Source organism: Pedobacter ghigonis, from assembly GCF_903166585.1.
GTDB lineage: Bacteria > Bacteroidota > Bacteroidia > Sphingobacteriales > Sphingobacteriaceae > Pedobacter > Pedobacter ghigonis.
The window spans coordinates 78,095-103,788 of record NZ_CAESCM010000007.1 but is presented as its reverse complement, the minus strand read 5'-3'; the positions used below and the strand labels follow the sequence as shown (position 1 = coordinate 103,788).

The window sequence follows — 25,694 nt, the reverse complement described above, 5'->3', positions numbered from 1 at the left end:
TGTCACGCTGAGCGGAGTCGAGGTGCCTTACCCGCTTAAATCTAGCCGCGGATGCACGGAACCCACGGATTTCATGGTTTGACAATGCAGAGCGGAGTTAAGTTTGTCTATACGATTCCCTATTATAGCAGATCATTTCCCCCTTTGAAGGGGGCAGGGGGATGAAGATTATGCAGTATTTAATTTATCGAGTCGAACCGCTCAAGCCTAACCCGTCATTCCCAGCTTGACTGGGAATCGTAAAGCGATCGCTATGTTATGCTTTAAGATTCCCGTTTTCACGGGAATGACGGATTAGCGTAAAAGATCTTTGTAAATTTTATTGTGGTGTCAGCTGTTACCATCTGACACTCCCCAGCACCTCCTTTGTAAATAAGCCATGACGGGATCACTTTTATTAAAAATATTCAGTTATAAGTCTCATATTTAAACATGAAACAAATTTTCCTGGGCACCGCTATTCTATTTTCCATTATTTTTCAAAAAGCCATGGCGCAAAACAATCCTCCCGCTGTTCTAAACCACATTGCGGTTTATGTAAGCGATTTAAAGCAATCGACTGATTTTTACGAAGGTGTTTTTAACCTGAAAATCATTCCTGAGCCTTTTCACGATAACCGCCATACCTGGTTTACCCTGGGTCCGGCCGGACAGTTACATTTAATTCAGGGAGCAAAAGGCAGTCAAAACTTTGATAAGAACGAGCATTTGTGTTTCAGTGTACTTTCAGTTGATGAATTTGTAAAAAAGTTGAACACCAAAAAGATCAACTTCGAAGACTGGGCAGGTAAGGAGAAAGGTATCACTTTGCGCGTTGATGGCGTAAAACAAATTTACTTTAAAGATCCCGACGGGCATTGGCTCGAAGTAAACGACGCGAAATAATTTTAACTCTTTCATAACCTGAATCGATGAAACTGATTTTACCCAGACATATATTACAGCTGTTTTTGCTGGTGTTGATCCCTGTACTATCAAAAGCACAGAGCAGCGGGGTAGAAGCCGATTTGAAACAGATTATGGAGAAATACAGTGCCGTAGGTACTGCTGTTGCTGTGGTTAAAAAGGGTAAGGTTGTTTACACTCAGGCTTTTGGTTTAAAAGATCTGGATAACAAAATACCGCTTGCAAATAACGATATTTTCAGGATTGCCTCTATTTCAAAATCGTTTTCTACCACGGCAATCATGCAATTGGTTGAGACCGGAAAAATTAGTCTGGATGATGATTTTGGAGACCTGGTTGGTTTTAAAATCAGAAACCCCAAATTTCCTGATCAGAAAATTACCCTGAAAATGGCTTTGTCGCACACATCTGGTTTAAACGATTCGCAGGGATATTTGAACCTCGATGTGATTAATCCTGATAAAAATCCAGACTGGGCCAAATGTTATAATGATTATTTGCCGGGCACAAAATTCGATTATTGCAATCTCAATTTCAACCTCATTGGTACCATTCTCGAAAAGCAATCGGGCGAGCGGTTCGATCGTTATATCAAAAAGCAAATACTAAAGCCATTAGGCCTTTATGCGGGTTACTGTGTCGATTCGTTAGATAGCACACGTTTTGTGAAATTAGATGAGTACCATGCCGATACCAAAATCTATACCGCCTCACCAGCTGCTTATGCCCCACGAAGAACCGAAATTGCCGGTTATGTAATGGGTTACAGTACTCCTGTTTTTTCGCCAACCGGTGGAATGAAAATTTCGGCAGGTGATTTGGCTACCTATATGATCATGCACATGAATTATGGTAAAGCTAACGGTGTTCGCATCATTTCGAAAAGAAGTGCAGCGCTAATGCAAACCGCTTTAAGTGCCAACGAGGGTTATGGTTTGGCACTGCGGAGTGCTGATAATTTAATTCCAGGCATTAAATTAAAAGGACATACCGGCTCTGCTTACGGATTGTACAGCACCATGTTTTTTAATCCGAAACAAAAGTTCGGCTTTGTAATTATCACCAATGGTATTAATGCAACCTACACCGATGGTTTTCCCGACTTTAGCCGCGAAGCCATCAATTGTTTATATAAACATTTTATCAAATAAAACCCTGTAATACTGTAGGTTTAAGCCCCTTCAGTTCATAACTATGTTTTGCTAGGGTTTTGCACAAGCTTTCTAAATGCCTTCGGACTATTGCCTTTTTGCTTTCTGAAAAATTTATTGAAATGGCTTTCGTCGGTAAATCCAAATTCGTTTGCAATTTCATTTAAGCGTTTATCGCTAAACTGCAAACGGTGCTCTATAAGTTTCGTTTTGTAATTGGCAATGTACTGTTGCAAGGTTTCGTCGACATGTTTTTTAAAGTACCGGCCCAAATAGGCTTCCGAAATGCTAAAATTATTACTGATGATATCGGCCCTCAGTTTTTCTGGATAATAGATATTACGTTGTACATATTGCAGTATATACATCGCTTTTTCTTCGGTACCTACATTTGCCTGCTCAGGGAGGTATTTGGCAATATTGCGGGCAACAATAATAATCAGCGTATTAACCAGTTGTTGTACCAGTTCCTTATTGTACAGGTCTTTTTCGGCCTGCTCTTCAATAATATTTAGGATAAGCGAACGCACAATCTTCTTGTCGCGGGTGTTTTTTAAAATACAGCCAGGCTGGTGGTTGGCATTTTGGAGGATGTACTCCAGTCGTTTAATATTCTCAGTTTGTAAGCCACCATTTTTTAAATAGATATCATTAAAACGCAGGAAAAACAACTCGGAAGTTTCTTCAATTATCAGTTCATGACAATCTTCGGGGGTAATGAGGAACATGTGCTCAGCATGATAATTAAACCTGCTGTTATTGATGCATTGCTTTCCTGTGCCATTTAACACAAAAACCAGTTCAAAAAAGTTATGTTTATGTGCCTGTTTGGGGCATTCGTTTAAAATAAGATGCGCAGTTGAGAAAGGCTCGTACAGATTTTCTTTTAGCATGAAGCAAAAATACCAAATTATAGAAATTATGTACCAATATATTTAGTTTTATTGGTATAATTTTGAATTATTAATTAAAGATAAAAAATGAAAGCGATAATATTAAAAGATTTTGGTAGGGTAGAAAACCTCGAATTGACCGAAAAACAAATTCCTGTACCCTGTGCTAATGAGGTATTGATTAAGTTAAGTGCAATCAGCATTAATCCTGTTGATGTAAAAACAAGATCAGGCAAAGGCATTGCAGGTTTGATTAAAGATCAGTTGCCAGTAATTTTAGGTTGGGATATTTCGGGTACCATTACAGAAATTGGAGCAGAAGCAACCCGGTTTAAAACAGGTGATGAGGTGTTTGCTATGCTGGCTTTTCCAGGCTTGGGTAACACCTATGCCGAATATGTGGTGGCCAAAGCAGATGAACTCGCCATTAAACCCGAAAACGTAAGTCATAATGATGCTGCAGCGGCAAGTCTGGCTGCATTAACTGCATGGCAGGCACTTACCACACATGCCAATGTACAGGCCGGACAACGTGTTTTAATACATGCTGCTGCGGGCGGGGTGGGGCATTATGCCGTACAAATGGCTAAACACCTTGGTGCCTATGTAATTGGTACGGCCTCGGCTGCAAACCGCGATTTTGTACTTGAATTAGGTGCCGATGAGCACGTCGATTATCAGGCACAGCCTTTTGAAGAGGTGATTAAAGATATTGATTTTGTACTCGATTCGATGGGTGGCGACTATATCGACCGTTCATTAAAAGTAATCAAGAAAGGCGGTACCATTATCAGTATCCCTTCAGGTTTAAATGAAACCGTAACCGAAAAGGCAAAAGCCCTGGGTATAAATGGTTACACTATAAGAGTTAAGCCAGATGGTAAGGATATGGAAGAGATAGCCCGATTATTGGCTGATGGAACTATCCGTTCTCATGTATCTGCTGTTTTTCCATTTGAAGAAATGGCCGCTGCACACCAGCAAATTGAAATAGGGCGAACAGTAGGGAAAGTAGTGTTAACGTTTTAACAAACGCACATAAACCAGCAAGGCCCGGCAAATGCTGGGCTTTTCTGCATAACAATGTTTTAAAGCAGGTTAATCAGGCCGTTTTTAGGATAAAGAACACTCAAAATCCTGATACAGGCTTTAGGATTAGTAACAGCATTTCCTTTTACCTTATGGTTAAAAACCGCTTTTGTAGTGGGCAAATCAATCAGATGTGCACAATCGGTAATGGGCTTTTCGGACTTAATTTTCACAAGAACACCAATTATTGCGGGTTTACAAAACGTTGATAGGTACTGGCTTCCTTAATTTTTTCAAGCATTAAATAATCCTTCAGTTTCGAAAATTCCATACTTTGAATTGCTTTAACTACTGATTTTAGTTTTTCGCTGCTCACACCCAAACGCGTAGCCCAGTACTGGCGGTCTTGCTCGTCAGCAATGTCGATAAATTCTTTCCTGGCATTTATCGAAGTCATTTGATATTCCATTGATTTATAAATTGGTTAAGATAGAAACACCATGAAAAGGATTTGGTTTTTGCGTTTTGTCAGCTAATTTTCATTTAAGCTAAACCAATCTCAAAATATTTTTTGATAATGGTCAAATATTTCTAAAAGGAGTATTATTTTCTCTACAAAATAATTGGAAATGTGATTTTTGCTTGATATTATTGTATTGTAATGTATTTTTTACAATGACTAATTATTCTAACCTCTTTTCACCTGACGGTTTGTCCAATAAAAGATTTTATCAGCAAAACCGCTTCGTATTGTTTTTATGGGTGCTAGTTACACTCATTTTTGTAATCGATTCGTGGGTTACACACCGTTTTAATAATTACCTCATTTTCGAAAATACCTTCAGAAATCTGCTTCACGAACGTTCGTTATATGCTGCCTACCTGGCATTTCATGATGATGCAAACCATTACGGGCCCATATTTAGCGTTTTAATTGCGCCATTTGCCTTAATGCCAAACAGTATAGGCTTATTGTTCTGGAATTTATTTAACTGCTTCCTGTTGTTTAAAGCCATCCAAACCTTGCCGGTAAGCGACGAAAAAAAGGTTATTATCGGGTATATTGCCATTCCCTGCCTCATCGAATCGATGTTAAACCAGCAGTTTAATGCAGGTGCAGCAGCCTTCATTATATTAAGTTTTACGCAATTGAATAAAGGAAACAATATCTGGTCGGCCTTTTTTATTGTGCTCGGTACTTTTATTAAACTCTATGGCATAGTAGGCCTGGTTTTCTTCTTCTTTGTTAAAAAGAAACCCCAGTTTATCCTTTGGCTCATCATCTGGTCTGTCGTTATCCTGGTAGCCCCCATGTTGTTTGCTTCGCCGGGCTTTGTGCTGCATGCTTACCTCGATTGGAAAGCCTCACTCATTGGTAAAAATGATATCAATGTTTTGGGTGGTGGTATCGATATTTCGATTATGGGTTTCTTCAGACGTATTTTAAACCAGCCCGAAATCCCTAACCTGCTTTTTATTTCAGTCGGGGCATTGATATTTATGCTCCCCTTTACGCGCATTGCCCGCTTTTCGAAACCAAAGTTCCAGCTAATGATACTGGCTTCTGTACTCTTGTTTCCGGTGTTGTTTAGTACCGGGGCAGAAGATTGCACCTTTATTATTTCGATTGTAGGAGTGGGGATCTGGTATGTTTACGAAAACAATCGTGCCATGAAAAAGGTATTGCTACCGGTTTTGCTCGTAATTGCATGTAATTTTCCTTTGCTGTTGTTTCCGGTATATGCCAAAGCACATCCATTATCGCTTGCCATCATCAGCTTACCCTACTTTCTGGTATGGTTGAGGATCATTTACAATGCCACAAAAAGCAATATGGCTTATGCCGAAGATACAGGAGCTGAACTGGCTGCTGCATTAACCAAATGATGATTTACCTTAAACAGGTTTTCTGATAAAAATATTGAACTGTTGCGGCTTTCCTTATATTTGGGAAAATTTATATTATGATTGCACACCACGTTTTATTCTGGCTTAAGGCCGATACCACTGAAGAGCAAAAACAGGCTTTTCGCAACAGTTTACAAACTTTAGAAAACATTGAAGTAGTTAAAACCTTTCACCTTGGCGTACCTGCACCTATCGAGCGTGCAGTTGTAGATACTACTTATACTTTCAGTTTACTTTTGTTATTCGAAGATTTAGCCGCACACGATGTTTATCAGGTTCACCCTTTGCATAAGGCATTTTTAGATGAGTTCAGGGTTTATTTTGATAAAGTTGTGATATACGACGCAGAATAGAAAAAATGCCAGATGTAAATCTGGCATTTTTTTTACGCGGTTATGAAGTAAAATTAAACTTTATTATTTGGAATTATTCTAAATAATGTGATGTTTGTTCAATTCTATCGGCAAATATTAAAGGTTATTTTATGTGTAAAACTACGGTTCTGGCTCAAAATGAAAACATTACAATCGCACAATGCAGAAATTGCAGTGTAATAAACATCTGGCGGGCCGGCGTTTTAATGAACTTTTCATTCGACCAGTTCGATGCCTTTTATCTGGCCACCAAAAAGCTGGCTTTCGATGATTTTCTGGAACACGCACCTGACGGGAGAGAAGTGGTTATCCTGTCAACTCCGTTTCCGGATATCAGCCTGGTATTTACACGAACGGAGTGGCACGAATTTTTTGTTAAGATTGAGGAAGCTTTATATATGAAAAGGGTATATGAACTTGTTCATTACTGATTACATTTACATTCATGTAGTTTCTGTACTTATTTTTAGGTATTTTTATATCATACGAATCCAAATCTTTTGCGATTACGTAGGTATGCTAAAAGACAATCTCATGGAAAAAACCGCTACGTTAATTAAAAGGGCCGCAATCAATATACGTCAGTTAGATAGTATTAAAATAGGTGATTTTTTAGCTGATGAGTACGGGAAATCGGGTAAAGTATGCGATATTGAAATCATTAACCGAAAAGGCGAATGCCACTATTATTTTAAACTCCTCAAATCCGGAACAATTCTGATTATTGTATAATTCTTTTTTGCTGCCTAAATTAGTACTAATGAGAAGATATCTGATTACCGGCAGCTTATTGCTCCTGATGCATTGTTATGTTTCGGGGCAAACCATAAAAGGCAAGTATGCGATTAAAAATGTAGAAACCGGTATGCTTTTACGTGTTAAAGATGCCAGTAACAAAAACGGAACACCGCTGGTAGCTTATCCGCCACAAAACTGGAAATGCATGACCTGGAATTTTATTTCGGTTGAGGGCAACACCTACCAGTTAAAGAACCTGTTTACCGGTAAAACATTTCAACCCAAAGCAGGAGGCGATACCACAGCAGCTGCTTTAGAAGAACAAGTCCTTAGCACGGCAAGCAGTAATCAGCAATTTGATTTCGAACCAGCCGGTAAAAATATTTACTGGATTAAACTTAAGGGCACTGAACTTTATTTAACTTCAGGCGATAAGAAAGGCACAGTAAATTTGCCGGTTATCCTCAGCAGAAAAAGCGGGAATAAAGAGCAGCAGTGGACCATATACGCGCAGGCTCCAACTATGTGAAAATAAAAAGGGCTGGATTTGATTAAATCCAGCCCTTTCTGTTATAACTAATGTAATTAATTAGAATTTATAAGATAAAGTAGTTACGAATTGACGTGGCGCTATTGGATTAACGCTGTAGTTTTCGTGAACAAAATAGTTTAGCTCGTTGGTGATGTTCGAAACTTTAGCAAGAAGCGAGAATCTTTTCCAGCTATAGCCTGCCGAGAAATCTATCGTAGTAAAAGCGCTTAAAGGAATTAATCTTAGTGCAGTCGCATTTTTAGCATCATTCCAACCGCCATTACGTTTACCAGTGTAGAATGCTGATGCACCCAATTTAAGGCCTTTAACTGCTCCATCCTGGAAAGTATAGAATAAGGTTGCATTGGCTGTATTTTTGGTAGTACCTACTAAACGTACATCTTCAATCATTCCGGTTACATCTGCAGTATTGGTATAGCGCATAAAGTTATAGCTATAGCCTAATAAGAAGTTAAGTCCTTTAGCAATTGTTCCGTTTACATCTACTTCCAAACCATCACTTGTTGTTTCGCCGTTTAATTGCTTAAATACCGTACTTACTGTTCCGTCAGGAAGAATAGCTGCCTGAGCTACGTTGTTATTGATTATTTTGTAATAAGTTACGTTAGCTGATAACTTTCCTCCAAAGAAATCGTTTTTAACGCCAGCTTCGTATTGATTAACCATAGAAGGCTGAAGCGCATTGTTGTTGATATCCACACCAGTATTCGGAATGAAGTTATTGGCATAACTTACATACATTGAAGTACTTTTAAGGGGTTGGTAAATTAATCCCAGTTTAGGTGAAAGCGCATCATCAAATTTGGTTGCACCTCCTGCAGTAATGCCTGTTTCTAAATTTAAAGCTCTTGAGCTGGCATTTTTCTGGTCGGTATAACGCAATCCGGCTAATACCTTAAACTGTTCTGTTACTTCGATTAAATCCTGTACGAAAGCACCATATCTGTAGATAGGGGCAAGGGTCCTTGTTGTACTGAATGCTTCAGGCATTATACCAGAACCGTAATAAGTAGATTCGTCGAATACGTTAACGTTGCCATAGTTGAAAGTTGTAATGTATCCACCTTGAGCATTTTTACCATATGCGAATGCATTGCTGGTTACTCTAGATTGATCCGCATCTACACCAAACAACACAGTATGTTTAATGCTTCCAGTGCTAAAACTACCATTAATATTAATTTGCTGGTTGTAAGTATATTCTTTACTCAATGCTCTAGAAAGGTTCCGCGCCGAAATACCTGCCGTATTGGCTTGAATACGGTCTGATCCGTAATAATTACGGTTATAAGCTTGGAACGATCCGATAGCGCTTAATTTCCAGTTTTCGTTAAAGTTATGCGTTAAATTAGCTTGTGCTGTAGTAGTATTGGTTTTGTTATAAGCCCATGGTGCATTAATAAATTTATCGCGACCAAAATCTACAATCTGGCTGTTAACCGATCCTACACCAAAATCAGGGGTGTAATCGCTTTTTAAGTAATCGCCCTGAACCAAAACTTCTGTCTGATCACTTATTTTGTATAGTAATGATGGATTAATGTAAAAGCGTTTTGATTTTACATAATCCCTGAAACTACCTGCGTTTTCGTAAGTTCCGATCGCTCTGAAAGCAAGTTTCTTAGAAATTGGTCCGTAAAGGTCGATAGTGGGTTTATATTGATCGTAACTACCGGTTCTCATACTTACTTCGCCACCGTTTACAAATTTTGGCTTTTTAGTTACCATGTTCACTACAGCACCACCGGTTACACCGCCATAAAGCAAGGCAGCACTTCCCTTTAAAACTTCTACAGATTCCAGGGTACTCGCCTCCGGACTACCACCAATAGTGGTTCTTGCACCATTTTTGAAAATGTTATTGCTCCCTAAGCTGTATCCTCTGGCAAAGAAGTTCTCGCCAACAGCACCGCGATTAGCACCCAGGGCAACACCATTAACGTTTTTCATTACGTCGCCAAGACTATTAACCTGCTGATCGGTGATCACTTGATTACCGATAATCTGCACAGCTTGTGGCAAATCCATAGGTGCAATGGCGATTTTACCCAGGTTTACCGGTTTACGGTTTGGGGTTTTATAACCATTAACAGCAATTTCATCTAATTGAGAAGAAGATTGTGCTAAAGAAAAATCAGCACTGGTACTTTGACCAGCAGTAATTGTTACCTGTTTTTCTTGTGCTGATACACCAACCGCCGATGTTTTTAAGGTATAAGTGCCCGGAGCTACATTTTTAATGGTGTAGTTTCCTTTTTCGTCTGTTTGGGTAGTTTTTGTTGTATTTTTTAAACCAACGCTTACATAAGCAGCAGGGTTACCATCGCTGGTTTTTATCGATCCGGAGATAGATCCGTTTTTAGATTGGGCCATAACATTGCCAGCAAAAAGCAACACTACCACCACATAAGTTAATAGTTGGGTAATTTTTTTACTCATCTTTATTTAGATTAATTCTTAGTTGCCGCAAAGGAAATGTTTTTGTACATAATTACCAAAATTATTTTTATTTATTCTAAATAAGACTTATCAGGAATGCAGTTTTTGAAAAACAGATCGCTTCCAAATCCGTATATTTAGCCTGTTAAGCCAATTTTATGTCAGATAATACCGATCATTTTTACGCTAACCTGCCAGTTAATAAAATGGCTTTGGCCCAATTGCTGGTTCACAATAATTTGTTTAAACCAGTACCGGCCGATTGGCAGGTAATTATTACCGACATTAAAAACTCTACGGCGGCTGTAAAAGCAGGTCAGCACGAAAATGTAAACCTTATTGCCACCGGGAGTATAGTAGCTGTACTTAATATTGCTTTTAAAGCCAATATCCTTATCCCGTTTTTCTTTGGTGGCGATGGTGCAACTTTTATCGTACCGCCCGATATGGTATCGGAGGTAATGAAATCATTGTTAAAATACCGCGAAAATACCCTGAAAGGTTTCGACCTCGACTTAAGGGCGGGTATAATGGCGGTTGATGAAATTTATGAAGCTGGTCATCACCTTCAAATTAGCCGGTATAGCAGCAGCGAAACGTTTTCAATTCCCATAGTTTTAGGTGATGGACTGGCCCATGCCGAACAGCTGATTAAAGGCGAAAACTACCTGCTAGCGACACAGGACGTAGCGGCTAACGATATTGATTTGAGTGGCATGCAATGCAGGTGGGATAAAATTGAACCACCCGAGAACAGCGAAGAGGTAGTAACGTTAATTGTGGTAGCACAACAATGCGAGCATCAGGCTGAGGTATTTAGCAAGGTAGTACAACACCTCGACGAGATTTATGGTGCACCTGAAAAAAGACAACCCATTTCGGTACCCAAACTGATCTTTAAAACAAGTTTTAACAGTTTAGGCAAGGAGTTGAAACACCGTTTTGGTAAAGTCAGGATATTTGAATTTATTAAATCGTGGGCGATAAATATGTTTAGCTACATCTATCTACGTACAGCAAGCGGTAAAAAATACCTGAAACAACTGGTAGAAATGTCGGATACCCTGGTGATAGATGGCCGGATCAATACGGTAATTACCGGAACTGCGCAGCAACGCTTGGCGCTACAGGATGAACTGAATAAACTGGAACAAGATAATTCAATATTGTATGGTTTGTATGTAAGTGGCGAGTCGATTATGTCGTGCTATGTACGCGATCTGGAAGATGAGCATATTCATTTTGTGGATGGGGCAGAAGGAGGCTATACAAACGCTGCCGGTGTATTAAAACAGAAAATACGCGAAAGACTTACTCCAACTGGTAGTATTTAAGCACTTGCTCAAACATTTAAATGTATTAGTTGTCTGATTAATTGAAATACTAATCAACAATGAAATAATCTTTAACCATGAGCGCACATTCGAGAGTTTTAAATAGTACCCAGCTTTTAGAAATTCTTTCGTTATCTAAAGATGCTACGGCTATTTACACCTCTGAAGATATTGTAATAGAGATGGCCAACGATGCCATGATTGCTTTTTGGGGCAAAGACCGCTCTATTATTGGCAAGCCTTTGCAGGAAGCAGTTCCTGAACTGAAAGGCCAGCCCTTTATCAATATGCTAAAGAATGTTTTACTAACAGGGATAACCGATAGCGGAGATGCCGTTCCGGCAGAAACCATGCGAGACGGGAAATTGCAAACAGCTTACTATGCTTACGAATACCGGGCCATTAAGGATGAATCGGGCCTGCCATATTGCATCATCCACACGGCAAGCGATGTTACGGATATGGTGAAAGCCAGGCAAGCCATTAAAGAAACACAATTGCAGCGCGATGCCCTGGACCAGGAACAGGTTTTAATCAATATCAAAGAAGAGCAGCAGAAACACGATTTTATCAGTATGGTGAGTCATGAACTGAAAACGCCTTTAACTTCAATTAATGCCTATATCCAGTTGATGCAATCGAAAAGCTCCTCCGATCAGTTTATGGTTAATACTTTAGATAAAGTGCAGCTCCAGGTAAGGAAAATGAGCACCATGATCAACTCTTTTTTGAATGTTGCCCGGCTTGAATCGGGAGAAATTCATTTGCACAAAACAGATTTCGACCTTGAGCAGGTGATAACGGATGTGGTGGGGGATGCAAGATTCATTTATTCCACTAATTTTATCGATTTCACTCCTGACGGTGCTAAAATAACGCATGCTGATAAAGAGAAGTTAACTTCTGTGGTTTCAAACCTGATTAGCAATGCGATAAAGTATTCGGATCATGGGAGTACTATTGTGGTGCGATCTGCAATTGTGGGCGACAAGATACAGGTGAGCGTGACCGATAACGGTATTGGTATCAAGGAAAATGATCTGGAAAAACTTTTCGAGCGCTTTTACCGGGTAGAAAGCACACAAACCAAAACAATTTCTGGTTTCGGCATTGGCTTGTACCTGAGTGCAGAAATTATACACCGCCATAAAGGAAAAATATGGGTAGAAAGCACATACGGGAAGGGGTCTACTTTTTATTTTACGCTTCCTTTGGCCAGGTAATTTAATAAGCCCTCCAACCATTGTTTGGCTAGAGGGCTACTTAAAGGTTATTTTAATATTTCATCAATCAGCTTTATTTCTGCATCACTAAATTCAATATTATCCAAAGCTTTAATTGAATCGGTTATTTGCTCTGGTTTACTGGCACCTATTAGTACAGTAGTAATTCTTTTGTCTTTCAGAATCCACGATAAGGCCATGTGTGCAAGTTTCTGTCCGCGCGATTGCGCTACTTCATTTAGTTTACTAATTACTGCTAATTTCTCGGGCGTAATATTGCTCTCTTTTAAGAAAATACCACTTGTTGCCACACGCGAATCTGTGGGAATGCCGTGCAGGTATTTATCAGTAAGCAGGCCTTGTGCCAATGGAGAAAAAGGAATGCAACCCACACCATTGCTTTCTAAAACATCGAGCAGGCCACCTTCTACCCAACGTTCAAACATCGAGTATTTGGGCTGGTGGATTAGGCATGGTGTACCATTTTTTCTTAAAATTTTGATGGCTTCTGCCGCTTCTTCTGCCTGATAGTTCGAAATACCTACATAAAGGGCTTTTCCTTGTTGCACCAAAAGGCTTAAAGCAGCCATTGTTTCTTCGAGCGGTGTTTCCGGATCCGGGCGGTGGTGATAAAAAATATCAACATAATCCAGTTTCATCCTTTTTAAGCTCTGATCTAAACTCGAAACCAGGTATTTTTTCGAACCCCAATCGCCATAAGGGCCATCCCACATGGTGTAACCGGCTTTGCTCGAAATAATCATCTCGTCGCGATAACCTTTAAAATCCTCATGCAGTATTTTGCCAAAAACTTCTTCGGCCGAGCCTGGAGGCGGACCATAATTGTTGGCCAGGTCGAAATGGGTAATGCCGTTATTAAAGGCTGTATATATCAGGTTTTTGCTATTTTCAAAAACGTTTACATGTCCGAAATTATGCCATAAACCCAACGAAATTGCAGGTAATTTAATGCCGCTGTTTCCGCAACGGCGATATAACATTTTATCGTAACGATCGGTTGAAATGTGTTGATTCATAACTGGGATTTGATTGGTCGCAATATTAATCAGTTTTAACGGATTTTACTTCATCATGCGAAAGATTATCTGCCCACCAATGGAAATTGTGCAATGCGCAACCGTGTCGATCCGTAGGGAACCAGGATAATTTCTTCTGCTTCTTTGGCTGTTTCCAGCTGGTAGGTAATACTATATGGAACAGGGCCTGCCATTTCATTGTATAATTTCCATGAAGGGATGCGTTTGGCCATTGTTTTAATCTGGATAGGCGCATTTTCGAGGTTCCAGGGGTAATTACTTACTGGGGCTGCTTTTTCTACTGTGAATTTTTCTTCCAGCTTATTGTTCGGGACATCAAAAAGTCCAAAGTTCCATGGTGTAGTGGGGTGAATTTCATCGAAAGCATCACCGTTATCGATCGGATCGATGGTATTTTTAACCGGTTTTACAGCTTCGCCCATCTTTAAGGCGTATGTTATTGGACCTCGTTCTACAGAAACAGAATTTTCGAACCAGGTGTTTTTAAAAATGTGCATTGGTAATTGTAATTCAACTACATCGCCCGATTGCCAGTCGCGGTTAATTTTAACAATTGCATTGCCTTTTGAAGTTTCTACTGTGGTGCCATTTACTTTCACTGTAGCTTCTTTACACCAGGCCGGTATTCTTAAATGAAACGGGAAGTTAATGGCTTTTGACTTTTTAGCAAAGGTTAAAGTAAATTTGATTGCTTCCTCGAAAGGATAATTGGTTTCCTCTTTGATGATTATCTCTTTATCATCTGCTACCTTTAGTTTTACTTCACTAGGCGAATACACTAAAGCCGCCACACCTTTATCAGCCGTAGCATACCAGAGGTTCTGCGTAAACTTAGGCCAGCCCTGGTGCATATTAGAAGTACAGCAAGGGTAGCCAGAAAGCAAACCATAACATAAATCGGTACCATGGTGGTTAACATCGAAATTATGCATTTGCCTGCTGATCATTACCTGGTTGGCTTGCTGAAAATATTGCCTGGTCATATAATCATCTGATGCCTGGGCAGGCAGGGCATTAAAGGCAATTTTTTCTAAACGGTCAGCATAATCTACATCACCGGTAATTTCTAAGGCAGTTTCTAAAGTAAACATCATTTCTACCGCAGTGCATAGTTCTGAACCCTGTGTGGGGTTATTGCCGTGCAGCGATTCGTCGCCGCCAAACATGCCATTGGCAAAGCCATTGTATTTATCGAGGTCTTTAAAACCCTTTTTCAGTGCATCTAAATATTTTTGCTCAGGATGTTGCTGATAATAAACCAAAGGCTCTTTCATGCCCTGAGCCAAATTTACAGCGTGTACACTGCCAAATCGGGTAAGCATTTGTCCTTCGGCAAAGGCATTGGCAAAATCGAAGGTCTGGCGGTGGATCAGGTCGGCCAGTTCTAGTAAAAACTGGTCGTTGGTTTTATTATACAACCAATAAACCACGGCTAAATTATCGCCGGCGCGGTATCTGGCCCAGAACGACCAATGGTCGAGCGGTTTAGATGGCAACTCTTTCAGCTGATACTTAAAATAATTCGTCATCAGCGTAATCACCCGTTTATCATTGGTTGCAGTGTAGTATTGTTTTAAAATTTTAAGCATCACCATTTTTGGCCACCAATCGCGGCTATTGTCACGTTGCAGGCCGGGCTCGTTGCTATAATCTTTAATGGGGCCAAAATAACCGTCGGGCTGCTGGCTTTTTATGGCCCATTCTACCCATGGTTTGGTTTTGGCAATTAATTCCTTGTCTTGCAAAATATAAGCCAATGGCAGTAAGCCATCAACCCAGTAGGGGCCACGTTCCCATTGGTCGCCATCGCCCCCTAACCAGCCATTGCGCTGTCCCATAACCGAAGGGTAGAGTTTGTCGAGATTTCCGGTTGAGCCGGTCTTTTGCCGTACCAACATTTCTTTTAGCCAACCTTCGGCTTTAATGGCTCCAAGTGGCAATTCGAGGTAAGGATTTTTACGTAATGCAGGCTTTTGTAAAGGTGCGGTTGATTGCCCGTTTGGGTTTTGTGCAGAGCTTACTGTAGTTAAGCAGAGCAAGGCAATGTTTAGTAAGTTTTTAATCATCATTTGTGTTTTTGGTTAGAAAAATTATCGTTCTTTTTTGTGTGGTAATTTCAATATTTACCCCAGTGGTTCAAAAAAAGTAACTGATTTATACATTTTGTTATCACCAATTCTACATATCGTCTCATTGATGATGGTTCGCCTAAAATAGACTGCAATATATTGTTTTGAATTGTTCTAAATCGTTTTATTTGTAAAATTAAGTGATATACCTATATTTAAAAACTTAATTGAAACGCTAAACCAAATATTCATTTCTATGAAATTAAAATCATTAACGGGCCTGGCAGTTGTTGCTGCAATGGGAATTGTTTCCTGCCAATCTGGAACCAAAAATGCTTCATCTGCTGATAGTTTAAAAAAGGATTCGGCTGGAGTTGTTAAACTAGTTGCCGATTCGTTTAAAAAAGAAATTGATGGTAAACAAACAGCCTTGTATACCTTAAAGAACAAAAACAATGCGGAAGCCGTTTTTACCAATTACGGCGGTAGGTTAATTAGTTTACTGGTACCTGGTAAAGATGGTAAACTGGTTGATGTAGTGGTGGGATTTAAAAGTGTGAGCGATTATGAAAAATCAACTGAACCTTATTTTGGGGCAACCATCGGCAGGTACGGAAACCGCATTGCGAAGGGGAAATTTACTTTAGAAGGTAAAACCTATTCGTTATTTACCAATAATGGCCAAAATACGCTTCATGGCGGTAAAAAAGGTTACCAGTATGTGGTTTGGGATGCAGAACAACCCAATGCCAATACCTTGGTACTGCACTATTTATCAAAAGATGGCGATGAAAATTTTCCGGGCAATTTAGATGTTAAAGTAACTTATACATTAACAGACGATAATGAGCTTAAAATGGATTACGAGGCTAAAACCGATAAAACTACAGTGGTAAACTTAACCAACCATGCCTTTTTTAACCTGAATGGTGATGGAAGCGGTGAAATTTTAAACCACGAAGTACAAATTTATGCTGATGAGTACACGCCGGTAGATTCGACACTGATCCCGACCGGAAAGCTGGAAAAGGTAGCTGGCACACCTTTCGATTTTACCAAAGCAACTACCATTGGTGCCCGTATCAATGATAAAAACGAACAGTTAACTTTTGGTAAAGGTTACGACCATAATTATGTGCTGAATAAAACCAAAGGCTTAGGCATGTACCATGCAGCTACAGTTAAGGGCGATAAATCTGGTGTGGTAATGGATATTTATACGCAGGAGCCAGGTTTGCAGTTTTACAGCGGTAATTTTATGCAAAGCAAAAATACTTTTAAAACGGGTGCAAAAGACGATTTTAGAACGGCAATTGCTTTGGAAACACAGCATTTTCCCGATTCTCCAAATCAACCGGCATTCCCTTCAACGGTATTAAAGCCGGGGCAGCTTTATAAAACAAGCTCTATTTATAAATTCAGTAAATAGTTGACGCAGCATACAATTGTGCTCGTCATTCCGATAGCTATCGGAATGACGAGCATTTTTTTTATTGGATTATCTATAACTCGCAACACCTGAGCAATCATTCATAGTAATGTTTAAATGCGCCAGATTTAAAAAAGCTGCTGTAATGCGGGGTCGGTATAATCTTTTACAAAAGCAATAATGTTCGGGTAATTGCCAAATTCTTCCCGGGTATGCATGGTGGTTAGTACTACGCAAGGCATGCCTGCATTAAACGCCGCTTCAACACCTTTTGGGGCATCTTCAAATACCACACATTCATCTGCATTAACGCCTAAAATTTCGGCACCTTTGGTAAAGGTTTCTGGATCGGGTTTGCTGTTAACCACATCTTCTGCGCTTACAATGGCTTTAAAATATTGGCGGATTTTTAAATTATCCAACACAAAATTAATGTTGAACGGAATAGCCGCCGAACCAATAGCCATTTGAATACCGGCAGACTCCGCCTGATTGAGGAAATCTCCTAGTCCGGCAATCAGCGTTAAATGCTTTTTATAAGCGGCCTGATAGCGATATTCTTTTTCTATCGATATTTGATCAATCTGTTCCTGAGAAAAATGACCTGTCCCAAAAACGCGTTCCAACAAATCCTGGTTCTTGCCGTACATTTGTTTTTTAACAGCTTCGAAGCTAATTTTTGCACCTAAATCCTGCGTTAAAATATTATGCCAGGCATGATTATGAAAGGCCATGTCGTCAATCATCGTTCCGTTAAGATCGAAAAGAAAAGCTTTGGGTTTGTGATTCGTCATGGTGGCAAAAATATCAGATTTTTTTTAGCATTATGTTAAAATGCAGCCACGAAGCAGAAAATTAACAAATCGGAAACAATGGTGGTAACTGACCTTAATGGTTAAAAAATAAAAATGACCTCCATTGTAATTTTTTTGCTATTTGATACGTTTTGGTATTTGGAAATGCGGACGGCATGCAATACATTGCATACTATTAAAAATCCGAATAAATGATTATGACTACTGCTAGTCACGAAAGCGATCCGCTTATTCAGTTCTTAAGCGAGCTGCAGCCGCTTAGTGCTGAATTGATTGAGGGCGCAAGAAAGGAAACATTCAAAATTTCTGTGCGGAAGAATAATGTGTTGTCGTGCTTTGCAGAACTGGTTACCGAAGGATGTTTGTTTTTCGTTGTTAAAGGGCTGGTAAGGGCTTTTGTAGTGGATGATGGAAAGGATATTACTACCTGGTTAACTGATGAAAATGATTTTATTGGCAATATCAGAAATCCGGGTACTTTTAAACCTACTTTCGAAGAGCAATATCAGGCTTTGGAAGATTCGGAGCTACTGGTATTACCTTATCGCATTATTGATGATATGTATACCCAGTTTCAGGAGGCGAATGTTCTGGCCCGAAAATTACTGGCGATACAATATCACATGTCGCAAGAGCGCTCAATCCTGTCGCGAATTCCCTCAGCTGAAGCGCGTTACAAACAATTTCAAATAGGCCATCCAACCATTAAATCTAGGGTTCCGCTAAAATTTTTGGCGAGCTATCTGGGCATGCGGATCGAAACCCTGAGTAGGATCAGAAAAAAAGCAAAAATTGAAGCATCGACCGGAATTTAAGCTGCTTTATTTCTGAAATAATAATAGCATAGCGGAAACAAGCAGATTAAGCCTAATAAAAATCCACCAACGGTATCGGTAAACCAATGTGCACCCAGATAAATCCGGGATGGGGCAATGGTAATGATTAAAAATGCCGACAGGTAAGTGAAAGTGATGCGTGTTGCTTTCGGAATGCCTCTTAAAGTATTCATTAAAATGATCAGGAAACCGAAAAAGAGGGTGTAAGAAAGTACATGCCCGCTCGGATAACTCTGAAATCTGTTTACTTCTACAAGGCGTACATAAAATGTTGTTGGCCTTGGCCGGTTGATGATGTTTTTAATACCCAAAATAATCAGTCCCGAAAGTAGGACAGAGGCCATATATAATCCTTCACGCTTGTATTTTTTCCAATAGAATATAGCCGCTACAATAACTACAGAAAGCAGTGAGTAAGGCAGTTCTCCAAAAAAGCTAATGGCCAGCATCAGTTTATCTAACCAGTTTGCCTGAAATGTCTGAATTAGTAATGAGGTTTTGATATCAAAATCCCAAACCGGGTGTTGCGCTACAAAGAAACTAAGGAAGCTAAAAGCTGCAATCAGGGCAATGAGTATAAAGATTAAGGTGTTTCGTTTTAAAAGAGTAGACATAGGCTGATGGGAAAAATCAAAACTAGAAATTTTATGCGAATAGCGGTAAAAATATTAGACATTTAATGCTTGTTCTATCGGTAAATAGGATGAAAACGCGCATTTTTCTCACTATTATGAGAGAAAAATAATGTGCTCCGAATCATATTTAAACAATGTTTTTTACGCCTAAACATTAAGTTCATCACGGAATTAAAACGATTCATCAAGGAAATATGCCTTTATGTGTAACCTGCTTTGAAAAGTTAAAATGAATTGCAATCTTCGACCTAGATAATAAGGATATCTATGCTTATGAGGTTGGCAGGATTTATTCCTGCCGACTGAAAAGGCAACCTCAACGACAATTTATTTACAAATTATACGCTTTGTATTAACGCTCCAACCGAAGCTATCCTCCTTTAATTCAGGAGGCAGCTTGGTTGATTCAAAAATATCTTTTTTCTGATCCCCATAAGGTTTTAAAAGTACATCCACAATGGCTAAAATGATGTAGCCTGGGCATGATGCAGCAAACTAAGCTGAAACCTGCTTAGGTTATAATGCTTTTTTAGTTGTTGGAATAAGAAGACTTGTTGTAGCTATATACAGCTGGCCAAGTGAAGTTATAAACAGGCAGCCTATATTGCTGATTTATGCTTTTTTACTTAACAACAATCTGTTTTGGATCGGTAACCACAATTTGCTTTTTCCCTTTAAATTCAGATACAATTCCGGTAACGCAAATTTTATTACCCATAAACATGCTTGAAGGCTCAGAGGGGAACTTGGCCTGATCTTCTTTATTAATGACTACTGTAAGCAGTTCTTTAGGATAAGCGCCACCTAAATTAATCAGCGTTAACTTATCTAATGCCTTTGCGCTGTAAACCGAATCGCAGATGGTTACATTTTTTCCAATATACTGTGCCGCATCTTTGGCAAGAACCAAAGTTTGACTTTTTGCATAAAATGCCGGAGCAATTAGCAATAAGAGCAGAGCTAGTTTTTTCATGATGCGGGGATGATTGGTGAACTTAAAGTAGCCGGTTTAAAAATAGACCGAGTATATCAAAGGTAGGATGAATTTTGGTCTGCACAATACATATAGCCAAAAAAGCATAAATATTACACAAACTAGATTTTATCTTAACACGAATATTCGCTAAATTGTAGTGTAAAAAAACTAACCAAATTATATCTTTTTCCTCCTCATGAAAGTAGACTACATTGCATTGTCTGTACCCGTTTTTTTTATCCTTATTGGTATAGAGCTTGCCTATAATTTTTATAAAAAATTAAACTATTATCGGCTAAACGATAGTATTGCCAATTTGAGTCAGGGGATAGGGCAGCAACTTACCGGAATATTTATGAAAACGGCGTTGTTTTTTGGTTACAAGTATATTTTTGAGCACTGGCGCTTTTTCGAAATGCCTAAAACCATATGGGTATGGATACTCTTATTTATCGGTGTCGATTTTTTTTATTATTGGTTTCACAGGATGAGCCATGAGGTAAATGCACTATGGGCGGCACATATTGTGCATCACCAGTCGGAGGAGTATAATTTAACGGTAGCCCTGCGCCAGAGCTGGTTTCAGGGATGGTTTAGCTGGGTATTTTATCTGCCTCTTGCCTTTATTGGTTTCGATCCGATTATGTTTCTGACGCTGAGTTCTTTTAATACTTTATATCAGTTCTGGATCCACACCCGGGCCATTAAAAACATGGGCTTTTTAGAATATATTATCAATACGCCCTCGCATCACCGTGTACACCATGGTTCTAATCCTAAATACATCGACAAAAACCATGCGGGTACTTTAATTATCTGGGATAGGCTGTTTGGTACTTTTCAGAAAGAAGAGGAAGAAGTTTATTATGGCATTACCAAGCCCCTGGCTAGCTGGAACCCTGTTTGGGCAAACCTGCATTATTGGGATGACCTGGTTAAAACAGCCAGGAAATCGCCAAAAATAGCCGATAAAATTAAAGTGTTTCTTAAACCACCGGGTTGGTTTCCTGATCATTTGGGTGGTTTTCAGCATGCACCGGAAATAGATGTAGCCAGGTATAGCAAGTATGATCCGGTATATCAATCAAAGCTTACCGGCTATGTTTTAGTTCAGTTTATAGTGGCTTTGGCCGCTGGATCGGCAATCTTATTTTCGTACCATAAGATGGAAACTGTGGCACTAATATCAGGTTCGGTATTTACCATATTTACATTAATTACCTGTGGAGCACTATTGGAGCAGAAGCAGTGGTTGGTAAAGTTCGAATATTTCAGGTTGATACTTGGCGCGTTGTTGGTTCTGTTTTTAAAATTTCCGGTCGGATATCAGGTAATTTTTGTGGCCATTCAGTTAATATCCGTAATTTGGTTCTTTAATTTGCAAAAGGAAAATCCCATCACAGATGAAAACTAAACTATTCTCTTTCATTTTTGCACTTGTTTATATTGTTCAGCTGTTTGCAGAAACATCTGGCAATATGACACTGCTTAATTTTTCCAAGCCTTTAATTACCATTACCCTGATGGTTTGGCTTTATAGCAGTACAGATTTAAGAGGAAGGTTCCACAAACGCATATTTACAGGATTAATTTTTGCTTTAGCAGGCGATGTATTGCTGATGCTGCAAGCCGGCAGAACGCTTTTCTTTATCTACGGTTTGGCTGCCTTTCTGGTTTGCCACATATTTTATATCAGGGCTTTTATTTTAGATCATAAATCTAATCCAAAGCACAGAACTCCTTATTTTTTATGGGTGGTAGGCGTATTTGCCATATTCTGTTCGGGTTTGTTTTTTTATCTGCAGCCTAAATTAGGGGTTATGCAGTTCCCGGTTTTGATGTATGCCATTATCATTTGTGTAATGGCTATTATGGCGGTGAACCGCTACGGGAAGGTTAACATTTTCAGTTTTAAGCTGATTTTATATGGAGCACTTTTCTTTTTATTATCGGATAGCGTACTGGCCGTAAATAAATTCTCGCAACCCATTCCGCAAGCTGGCGTATTGATTATGGCTACTTATATGATTGCCCAGTATTTAATCGTTTACGGAACCATTTCACGGCAATTGGTGGTAACCAGAACAGAGGTATAAATAAGCACTTATTTCTTTTCCTTATCTAAAACGGTAAAAACCTGAACCAGCCTTTCTCCGTTTTCATCGACAAGGGTTAGCGTATGCTTTCCCGGTGGCGGACTAATGGCCAGCTGATGGAAATTTGTTGTTGTAGCTACATATTCATTGTCAATGTGCCAGTATATCCTCGAGTGCGGGTTTCTGTGCGCAGCATTAACAACAATTTTCCCCCTTGTTCCATCCAGTTCTAAAGGGATATAAACGGTAGCATTGTTCTTTGGGTAAATAAGTTCCATCACACTGTTGCCACCCGAAATATCGCAGCCGCTTTTAAAAGGAGGTAAGGTTTTATAATCGCTGTTTTTAATTTTGTAGTAATATTCCATTGCTGGTGGCAATATAAACCAGCTTTTGTGCTGCATGTTAGCTACACTCTCGCATAAATCGGTAACCCGGTAAGCACCGGTTTTATCTAAATGGATTAATTTATGAAAGGGACAAACAGCTGTTTTTTCACCAGCAACCGGTACCAGCTCTTCCACAACGTTTTCGCAATATTCGCCTGCTTTGTAGCCGCTTTGTTTGCATACTTTAAGTTTTTTCAATTTGGTTGCAGGTGTTTCAAACCACTTTCCGTTGGGTAAGAGCCTGAAAATATCGAACAAAACCGGAGCAGCAGCCTCGATGCCCACCAGGCCAGGCCTGCCTTCGCCATCGGCATTGCCAACCCAAACACATACCACATAATTGGGGGTTAAGCCCACAGCCCAGGCATCGCGGAAGCCAAAACTAGTTCCGGTTTTCCAGGCGATGCGTTGCGATGAGGAGAATTGTTCCCATAAACCCTCGTCGCCGGGACGCATTACTTCTTCCATAGCATTAAAAGTAGCCCATATCGAAGCATGATCTAAAAAGGAATTGCGTTGATAGTCTGTTTCGTCTTTGTGGCTATTTTTGACATAGCTTGCCTGACGATAATCGTTCGGATTATACAAACCTTTATAGGTGTTAAAATGGTTCAATGTACGCGCCATGCCCATGTAGGTATTTGCGAGATCCCACATGGTTACTTCGCTTCCCCCCAGAATAAGCGATAAACCGTAATGATCGGCAGGTTGGTTGAGGGTACTAATGCCTATTTTCCTGAGCTTATCGTAAAATCTTTCATATTTGTACTGCTGCAACATTTTAACTGCCGGAATGTTGAGCGAGCGGCTGAGTGCTTTATCTGCAGCAATGGCACCATCATAGCCCAAATCGTAGTTTTGCGGCGAATAACCTGCAATTTGTGTGGGGATATCCGCAACTAGCGTATGTGGCAGTATAAAACCATCATTCATCATACTGGCATAAAGCAATGGTTTTAGCGTACTTCCGGGGCTGCGTAAAGCTTTAATCATATCTACATGACTCTGCAGATCAGTATTTTCGGGTTGATAAATATTACCTGCATAACTTACCACCTCGCGGGTTTTGATATTTAAAATTAAGGCCGAAATATTGTTAATGTCGTTAGCCCGGTACCGGTTGTTGTAGCGCTTTAAAATGGCATTTACTTTTATCTGGATGTTTTCATCAAGTGTAGATGTAATGCGGCTTGAGCTAACCTCCAGGCTTTTCCTTTCTGCCTTAAAGCGATTTAATAAATGTGGTGCGTTTTGTGGCAGGGGTAAAGGTTTACCCGGAACAGGTTCGAGTTTGGATAAATTAGCCGTAGTTTGATCAATATATTTTAACCTAACCAGTTTGTCTAATAAATCGTTTCTTTTCTTGATCAGTTTACCTGAATTTTTACCGGGATGCACCAGTGAAGGGCTATTGGGCAACACTGCAAGCGTGGCCATTTCGCCCCAGGAAAGGGTTTTGGCATCGCGACCATAATAACGCCAGCTGGCAGCTTCCAAGCCTACTACGTTACTGCCAAAGGGCGCATTGGCCGCATACAATCCGATAATTTCGTCTTTGTTATATTTAATTTCCAGTCGTATGGCCAGAATCACTTCCAGCAGCTTTTGCCAAAGGGTCCGATCTTGCTTACGCGAAAGGCGGATCACCTGCATGCTGAGCGTACTGCCGCCACTCACCACACTTTTAGCTTTCAGATTTTGTTTCATGGCCCTGCTCATGGCCAAAAAGTCGACTCCAATGTGATGATAAAAGCGCTTATCTTCAAAAGCAATAATGCAATCTTTAAATTTTACCGGTACCGAATCGGCAACTGGGAAACGCCATTGTCCGTCGCTGGCTATAGCTGCGCTTAGTAAATTGCCGTTGCTGGCTTCGATAACAAATGAGGTTGGAGATTTAAAAAGTTTTGATGGTAAAGCAAAGAGAAATACCAAAAGCAGCGCTGCACATACGAAATCGGAAATCAGGAATGCTTTTGGTATTTTGTTCATTTGGGTTTTATGTGGTTTATCACCATTCGTCGATTCGTGGTGACACGAACCGAGGCTGATAGTTTGTCATTTTTACCGTCGCGATGGTTCGTGTCACCACGAACCATACGATTTATTATTTTTACCTGTTGCCATGGTTTGTGTCACCGCTAACCATACGGTTTATTATTTTACCTGTCGCCGTGGTTCGTGTCTTCACGAACCATACGCTAGTTGTTAAAACTCCAATCTTAAATCCTTCAAAAAAGAATACCGTATTTCATCTTTTTCGTAAAAGGAAGCTGAGGAGTATTCGTAATCTTCGGGTTCGTTTGCTAGCTGCCAAAACTCCGTGCAAGGATTATTATGCAAATAGTCGAGTTTTTGATAAGCCACTTCAGGTGTATATAAATGTATTGCCAGCGAATCTCTCTTCCAAAATTCATAATTCTTATTAACGGCGCTAACATAATAATTCAATAACTGGCTCGGATCTAATAATTTTTTAAATTCATGGGCTGTATATTTTAGAAAAGAACCCTGTGCTGTTTCTTTTCCATTTAATTCTTTTGTTCGCCAAATTGTATGGATATGGTTAGGCATAATTACAAAAGCAAAAATATCAATCTTGTTTAGCCAGCTTAGATAATCAAATGAATTTAATATTACATGTTTAAATTCAGTAGTTAGTAACAGTTTTTGCCAATTGTTTATGGTTGCTGTCCAAAAGTAAATTTGACCAATTTCAATATGGCTTTTTCTTTTCTGTTCGAATAATTTGTCCATAGCATTTGGTTAATTATTTAAATTTCGGTTCGTGGTGACACGAACCGAGGGTTCAAAGTAAGAAGTGGTTCGTGTCATCACGAACC

25 protein-coding genes are annotated in these 25,694 nt (G+C 39.6%); 14 read left to right on the top strand and 11 right to left on the bottom strand.

Translation table 11 applies throughout. The features are described from left to right. Positions 1–432 precede the first annotated feature (432 nt). Entirely contained in the window at positions 433–885 is a 453-nt protein-coding gene (locus HWV58_RS11995; RefSeq protein WP_235972721.1) for a VOC family protein, read from the top strand. A gap of 26 nt (positions 886–911) precedes the next feature. Beyond that, the gene (locus HWV58_RS11990; RefSeq protein WP_175634328.1) at positions 912–2,057 is read left to right on the top strand and encodes a serine hydrolase domain-containing protein; all 1,146 of its coding nucleotides are present in this window, start codon (positions 912–914) and stop codon (positions 2,055–2,057) included. Between the two features lie 41 nt (positions 2,058–2,098). Here HWV58_RS11990 and HWV58_RS11985 read toward each other — a convergent pair whose 3' ends face one another. Continuing rightward, positions 2,099–2,950 carry an AraC family transcriptional regulator gene (locus HWV58_RS11985; protein ID WP_175634327.1) on the bottom strand — a complete coding sequence of 284 codons (852 nt, stop codon included), beginning with the start codon at positions 2,948–2,950 and terminating at the stop codon, positions 2,099–2,101. Between the two features lie 87 nt (positions 2,951–3,037). On the opposite strand from HWV58_RS11985, the gene HWV58_RS11980 reads away from it, so the two are divergent. Beyond that, positions 3,038–3,979 carry an NADP-dependent oxidoreductase gene (locus tag HWV58_RS11980; RefSeq protein ID WP_175634326.1) on the top strand — a complete coding sequence of 314 codons (942 nt, stop codon included), beginning with the start codon at positions 3,038–3,040 and terminating at the stop codon, positions 3,977–3,979. A 59-nt stretch (positions 3,980–4,038) separates the two neighbouring features. On the opposite strand, the gene HWV58_RS11975 is transcribed toward HWV58_RS11980, so the two are convergent. Next, the gene (locus HWV58_RS11975) at positions 4,039–4,212 is read right to left on the bottom strand and encodes a hypothetical protein (protein WP_175634325.1); all 174 of its coding nucleotides are present in this window, start codon (positions 4,210–4,212) and stop codon (positions 4,039–4,041) included. A gap of 11 nt (positions 4,213–4,223) precedes the next feature. Beyond that, a complete protein-coding gene (locus HWV58_RS11970) occupies positions 4,224–4,448 on the bottom strand; it encodes a DUF3606 domain-containing protein (protein ID WP_175634324.1) in 225 nt (74 codons plus the stop codon). 206 nt (positions 4,449–4,654) lie between these two features. On the opposite strand from HWV58_RS11970, the gene HWV58_RS11965 reads away from it, so the two are divergent. From HWV58_RS11965 to HWV58_RS11945, 5 genes are all read left to right on the top strand, one after another. Further along, complete coding sequence (locus HWV58_RS11965; protein WP_175634323.1) at positions 4,655–5,866, top strand: glycosyltransferase family 87 protein; 1,212 nt, start codon at positions 4,655–4,657, stop codon at positions 5,864–5,866. Between the two features lie 77 nt (positions 5,867–5,943). Beyond that, entirely contained in the window at positions 5,944–6,240 is a 297-nt protein-coding gene (locus tag HWV58_RS11960; RefSeq protein WP_175634322.1) for a Dabb family protein, read from the top strand. Positions 6,241–6,371: 131 nt separating this feature from the next. Beyond that, on the top strand, positions 6,372–6,692 hold the full coding sequence (locus HWV58_RS11955) for a hypothetical protein (protein ID WP_175634321.1): 321 nt from the start codon (positions 6,372–6,374) through the stop codon (positions 6,690–6,692). 103 nt (positions 6,693–6,795) lie between these two features. Continuing rightward, a complete protein-coding gene (locus HWV58_RS11950; RefSeq protein ID WP_175634320.1) occupies positions 6,796–6,993 on the top strand; it encodes a hypothetical protein in 198 nt (65 codons plus the stop codon). A 28-nt stretch (positions 6,994–7,021) separates the two neighbouring features. Beyond that, positions 7,022–7,528 (top strand): RICIN domain-containing protein, encoded by a 507-nt coding sequence (locus HWV58_RS11945; RefSeq protein WP_175634319.1) that lies wholly within the window; start codon positions 7,022–7,024, stop codon positions 7,526–7,528. A gap of 60 nt (positions 7,529–7,588) precedes the next feature. On the opposite strand, the gene HWV58_RS11940 is transcribed toward HWV58_RS11945, so the two are convergent. Then, positions 7,589–9,991 (bottom strand): TonB-dependent receptor, encoded by a 2,403-nt coding sequence (locus HWV58_RS11940; protein ID WP_175634318.1) that lies wholly within the window; start codon positions 9,989–9,991, stop codon positions 7,589–7,591. A 158-nt stretch (positions 9,992–10,149) separates the two neighbouring features. On the opposite strand from HWV58_RS11940, the gene HWV58_RS11935 reads away from it, so the two are divergent. Next, positions 10,150–11,325 (top strand): DUF3095 domain-containing protein, encoded by a 1,176-nt coding sequence (locus tag HWV58_RS11935; RefSeq protein WP_175634317.1) that lies wholly within the window; start codon positions 10,150–10,152, stop codon positions 11,323–11,325. A gap of 77 nt (positions 11,326–11,402) precedes the next feature. Continuing rightward, complete coding sequence (locus HWV58_RS11930; RefSeq protein ID WP_175634316.1) at positions 11,403–12,548, top strand: PAS domain-containing sensor histidine kinase; 1,146 nt, start codon at positions 11,403–11,405, stop codon at positions 12,546–12,548. Between the two features lie 47 nt (positions 12,549–12,595). Here HWV58_RS11930 and mgrA read toward each other — a convergent pair whose 3' ends face one another. Together mgrA and HWV58_RS11920 are read right to left on the bottom strand one after the other, a co-directional pair. After that, positions 12,596–13,585: an L-glyceraldehyde 3-phosphate reductase gene (mgrA, locus tag HWV58_RS11925; RefSeq protein WP_175634315.1), complete on the bottom strand. Its 990-nt coding sequence runs from the start codon at positions 13,583–13,585 to the stop codon at positions 12,596–12,598. 65 nt (positions 13,586–13,650) lie between these two features. Further along, on the bottom strand, positions 13,651–15,675 hold the full coding sequence (locus tag HWV58_RS11920; protein ID WP_235972720.1) for a beta-L-arabinofuranosidase domain-containing protein: 2,025 nt from the start codon (positions 15,673–15,675) through the stop codon (positions 13,651–13,653). A 256-nt stretch (positions 15,676–15,931) separates the two neighbouring features. Between HWV58_RS11920 and HWV58_RS11915 the strand changes: the two genes are divergently transcribed. After that, positions 15,932–17,104, top strand: coding sequence for an aldose epimerase family protein (locus HWV58_RS11915; RefSeq protein ID WP_175634314.1), 1,173 nt, complete (start codon positions 15,932–15,934; stop codon positions 17,102–17,104). A 128-nt stretch (positions 17,105–17,232) separates the two neighbouring features. On the opposite strand, the gene HWV58_RS11910 is transcribed toward HWV58_RS11915, so the two are convergent. Beyond that, positions 17,233–17,898, bottom strand: a complete 666-nt coding sequence (locus tag HWV58_RS11910; RefSeq protein ID WP_175634313.1) for an HAD family hydrolase — start codon at positions 17,896–17,898, stop codon at positions 17,233–17,235. Between the two features lie 212 nt (positions 17,899–18,110). On the opposite strand from HWV58_RS11910, the gene HWV58_RS11905 reads away from it, so the two are divergent. Beyond that, a complete protein-coding gene (locus tag HWV58_RS11905; protein ID WP_175634312.1) occupies positions 18,111–18,734 on the top strand; it encodes a Crp/Fnr family transcriptional regulator in 624 nt (207 codons plus the stop codon). On the opposite strand, the gene HWV58_RS11900 is transcribed toward HWV58_RS11905, so the two are convergent. Then, positions 18,731–19,369, bottom strand: a complete 639-nt coding sequence (locus HWV58_RS11900) for a phosphatase PAP2 family protein (RefSeq protein ID WP_175634311.1) — start codon at positions 19,367–19,369, stop codon at positions 18,731–18,733. The two genes, HWV58_RS11905 and HWV58_RS11900, sit on opposite strands and share 4 nt — an antisense overlap. Before the next feature lie 643 nt (positions 19,370–20,012). After that, positions 20,013–20,363, bottom strand: coding sequence for a single stranded DNA-binding domain-containing protein (locus HWV58_RS11895; RefSeq protein ID WP_175634310.1), 351 nt, complete (start codon positions 20,361–20,363; stop codon positions 20,013–20,015). Between the two features lie 199 nt (positions 20,364–20,562). On the opposite strand from HWV58_RS11895, the gene HWV58_RS11890 reads away from it, so the two are divergent. Both HWV58_RS11890 and HWV58_RS11885 read left to right on the top strand, forming a co-directional pair. Further along, on the top strand, positions 20,563–21,780 hold the full coding sequence (locus HWV58_RS11890) for a sterol desaturase family protein (RefSeq protein WP_175634309.1): 1,218 nt from the start codon (positions 20,563–20,565) through the stop codon (positions 21,778–21,780). Further along, complete coding sequence (locus tag HWV58_RS11885; protein WP_175634308.1) at positions 21,770–22,462, top strand: lysoplasmalogenase; 693 nt, start codon at positions 21,770–21,772, stop codon at positions 22,460–22,462. The genes HWV58_RS11890 and HWV58_RS11885 overlap by 11 nt, the downstream gene beginning before the upstream one ends. Positions 22,463–22,470: 8 nt before the next feature. Here the strand turns inward: HWV58_RS11885 and pbpC are convergent, their stop codons facing one another. Next, positions 22,471–24,843: a penicillin-binding protein 1C gene (gene pbpC, locus HWV58_RS11880; RefSeq protein ID WP_175634307.1), complete on the bottom strand. Its 2,373-nt coding sequence runs from the start codon at positions 24,841–24,843 to the stop codon at positions 22,471–22,473. A 216-nt stretch (positions 24,844–25,059) separates the two neighbouring features. Continuing rightward, positions 25,060–25,608: a transposase gene (locus HWV58_RS11875; protein WP_217706986.1), complete on the bottom strand. Its 549-nt coding sequence runs from the start codon at positions 25,606–25,608 to the stop codon at positions 25,060–25,062. Positions 25,609–25,694: the final 86 nt, after the last annotated feature.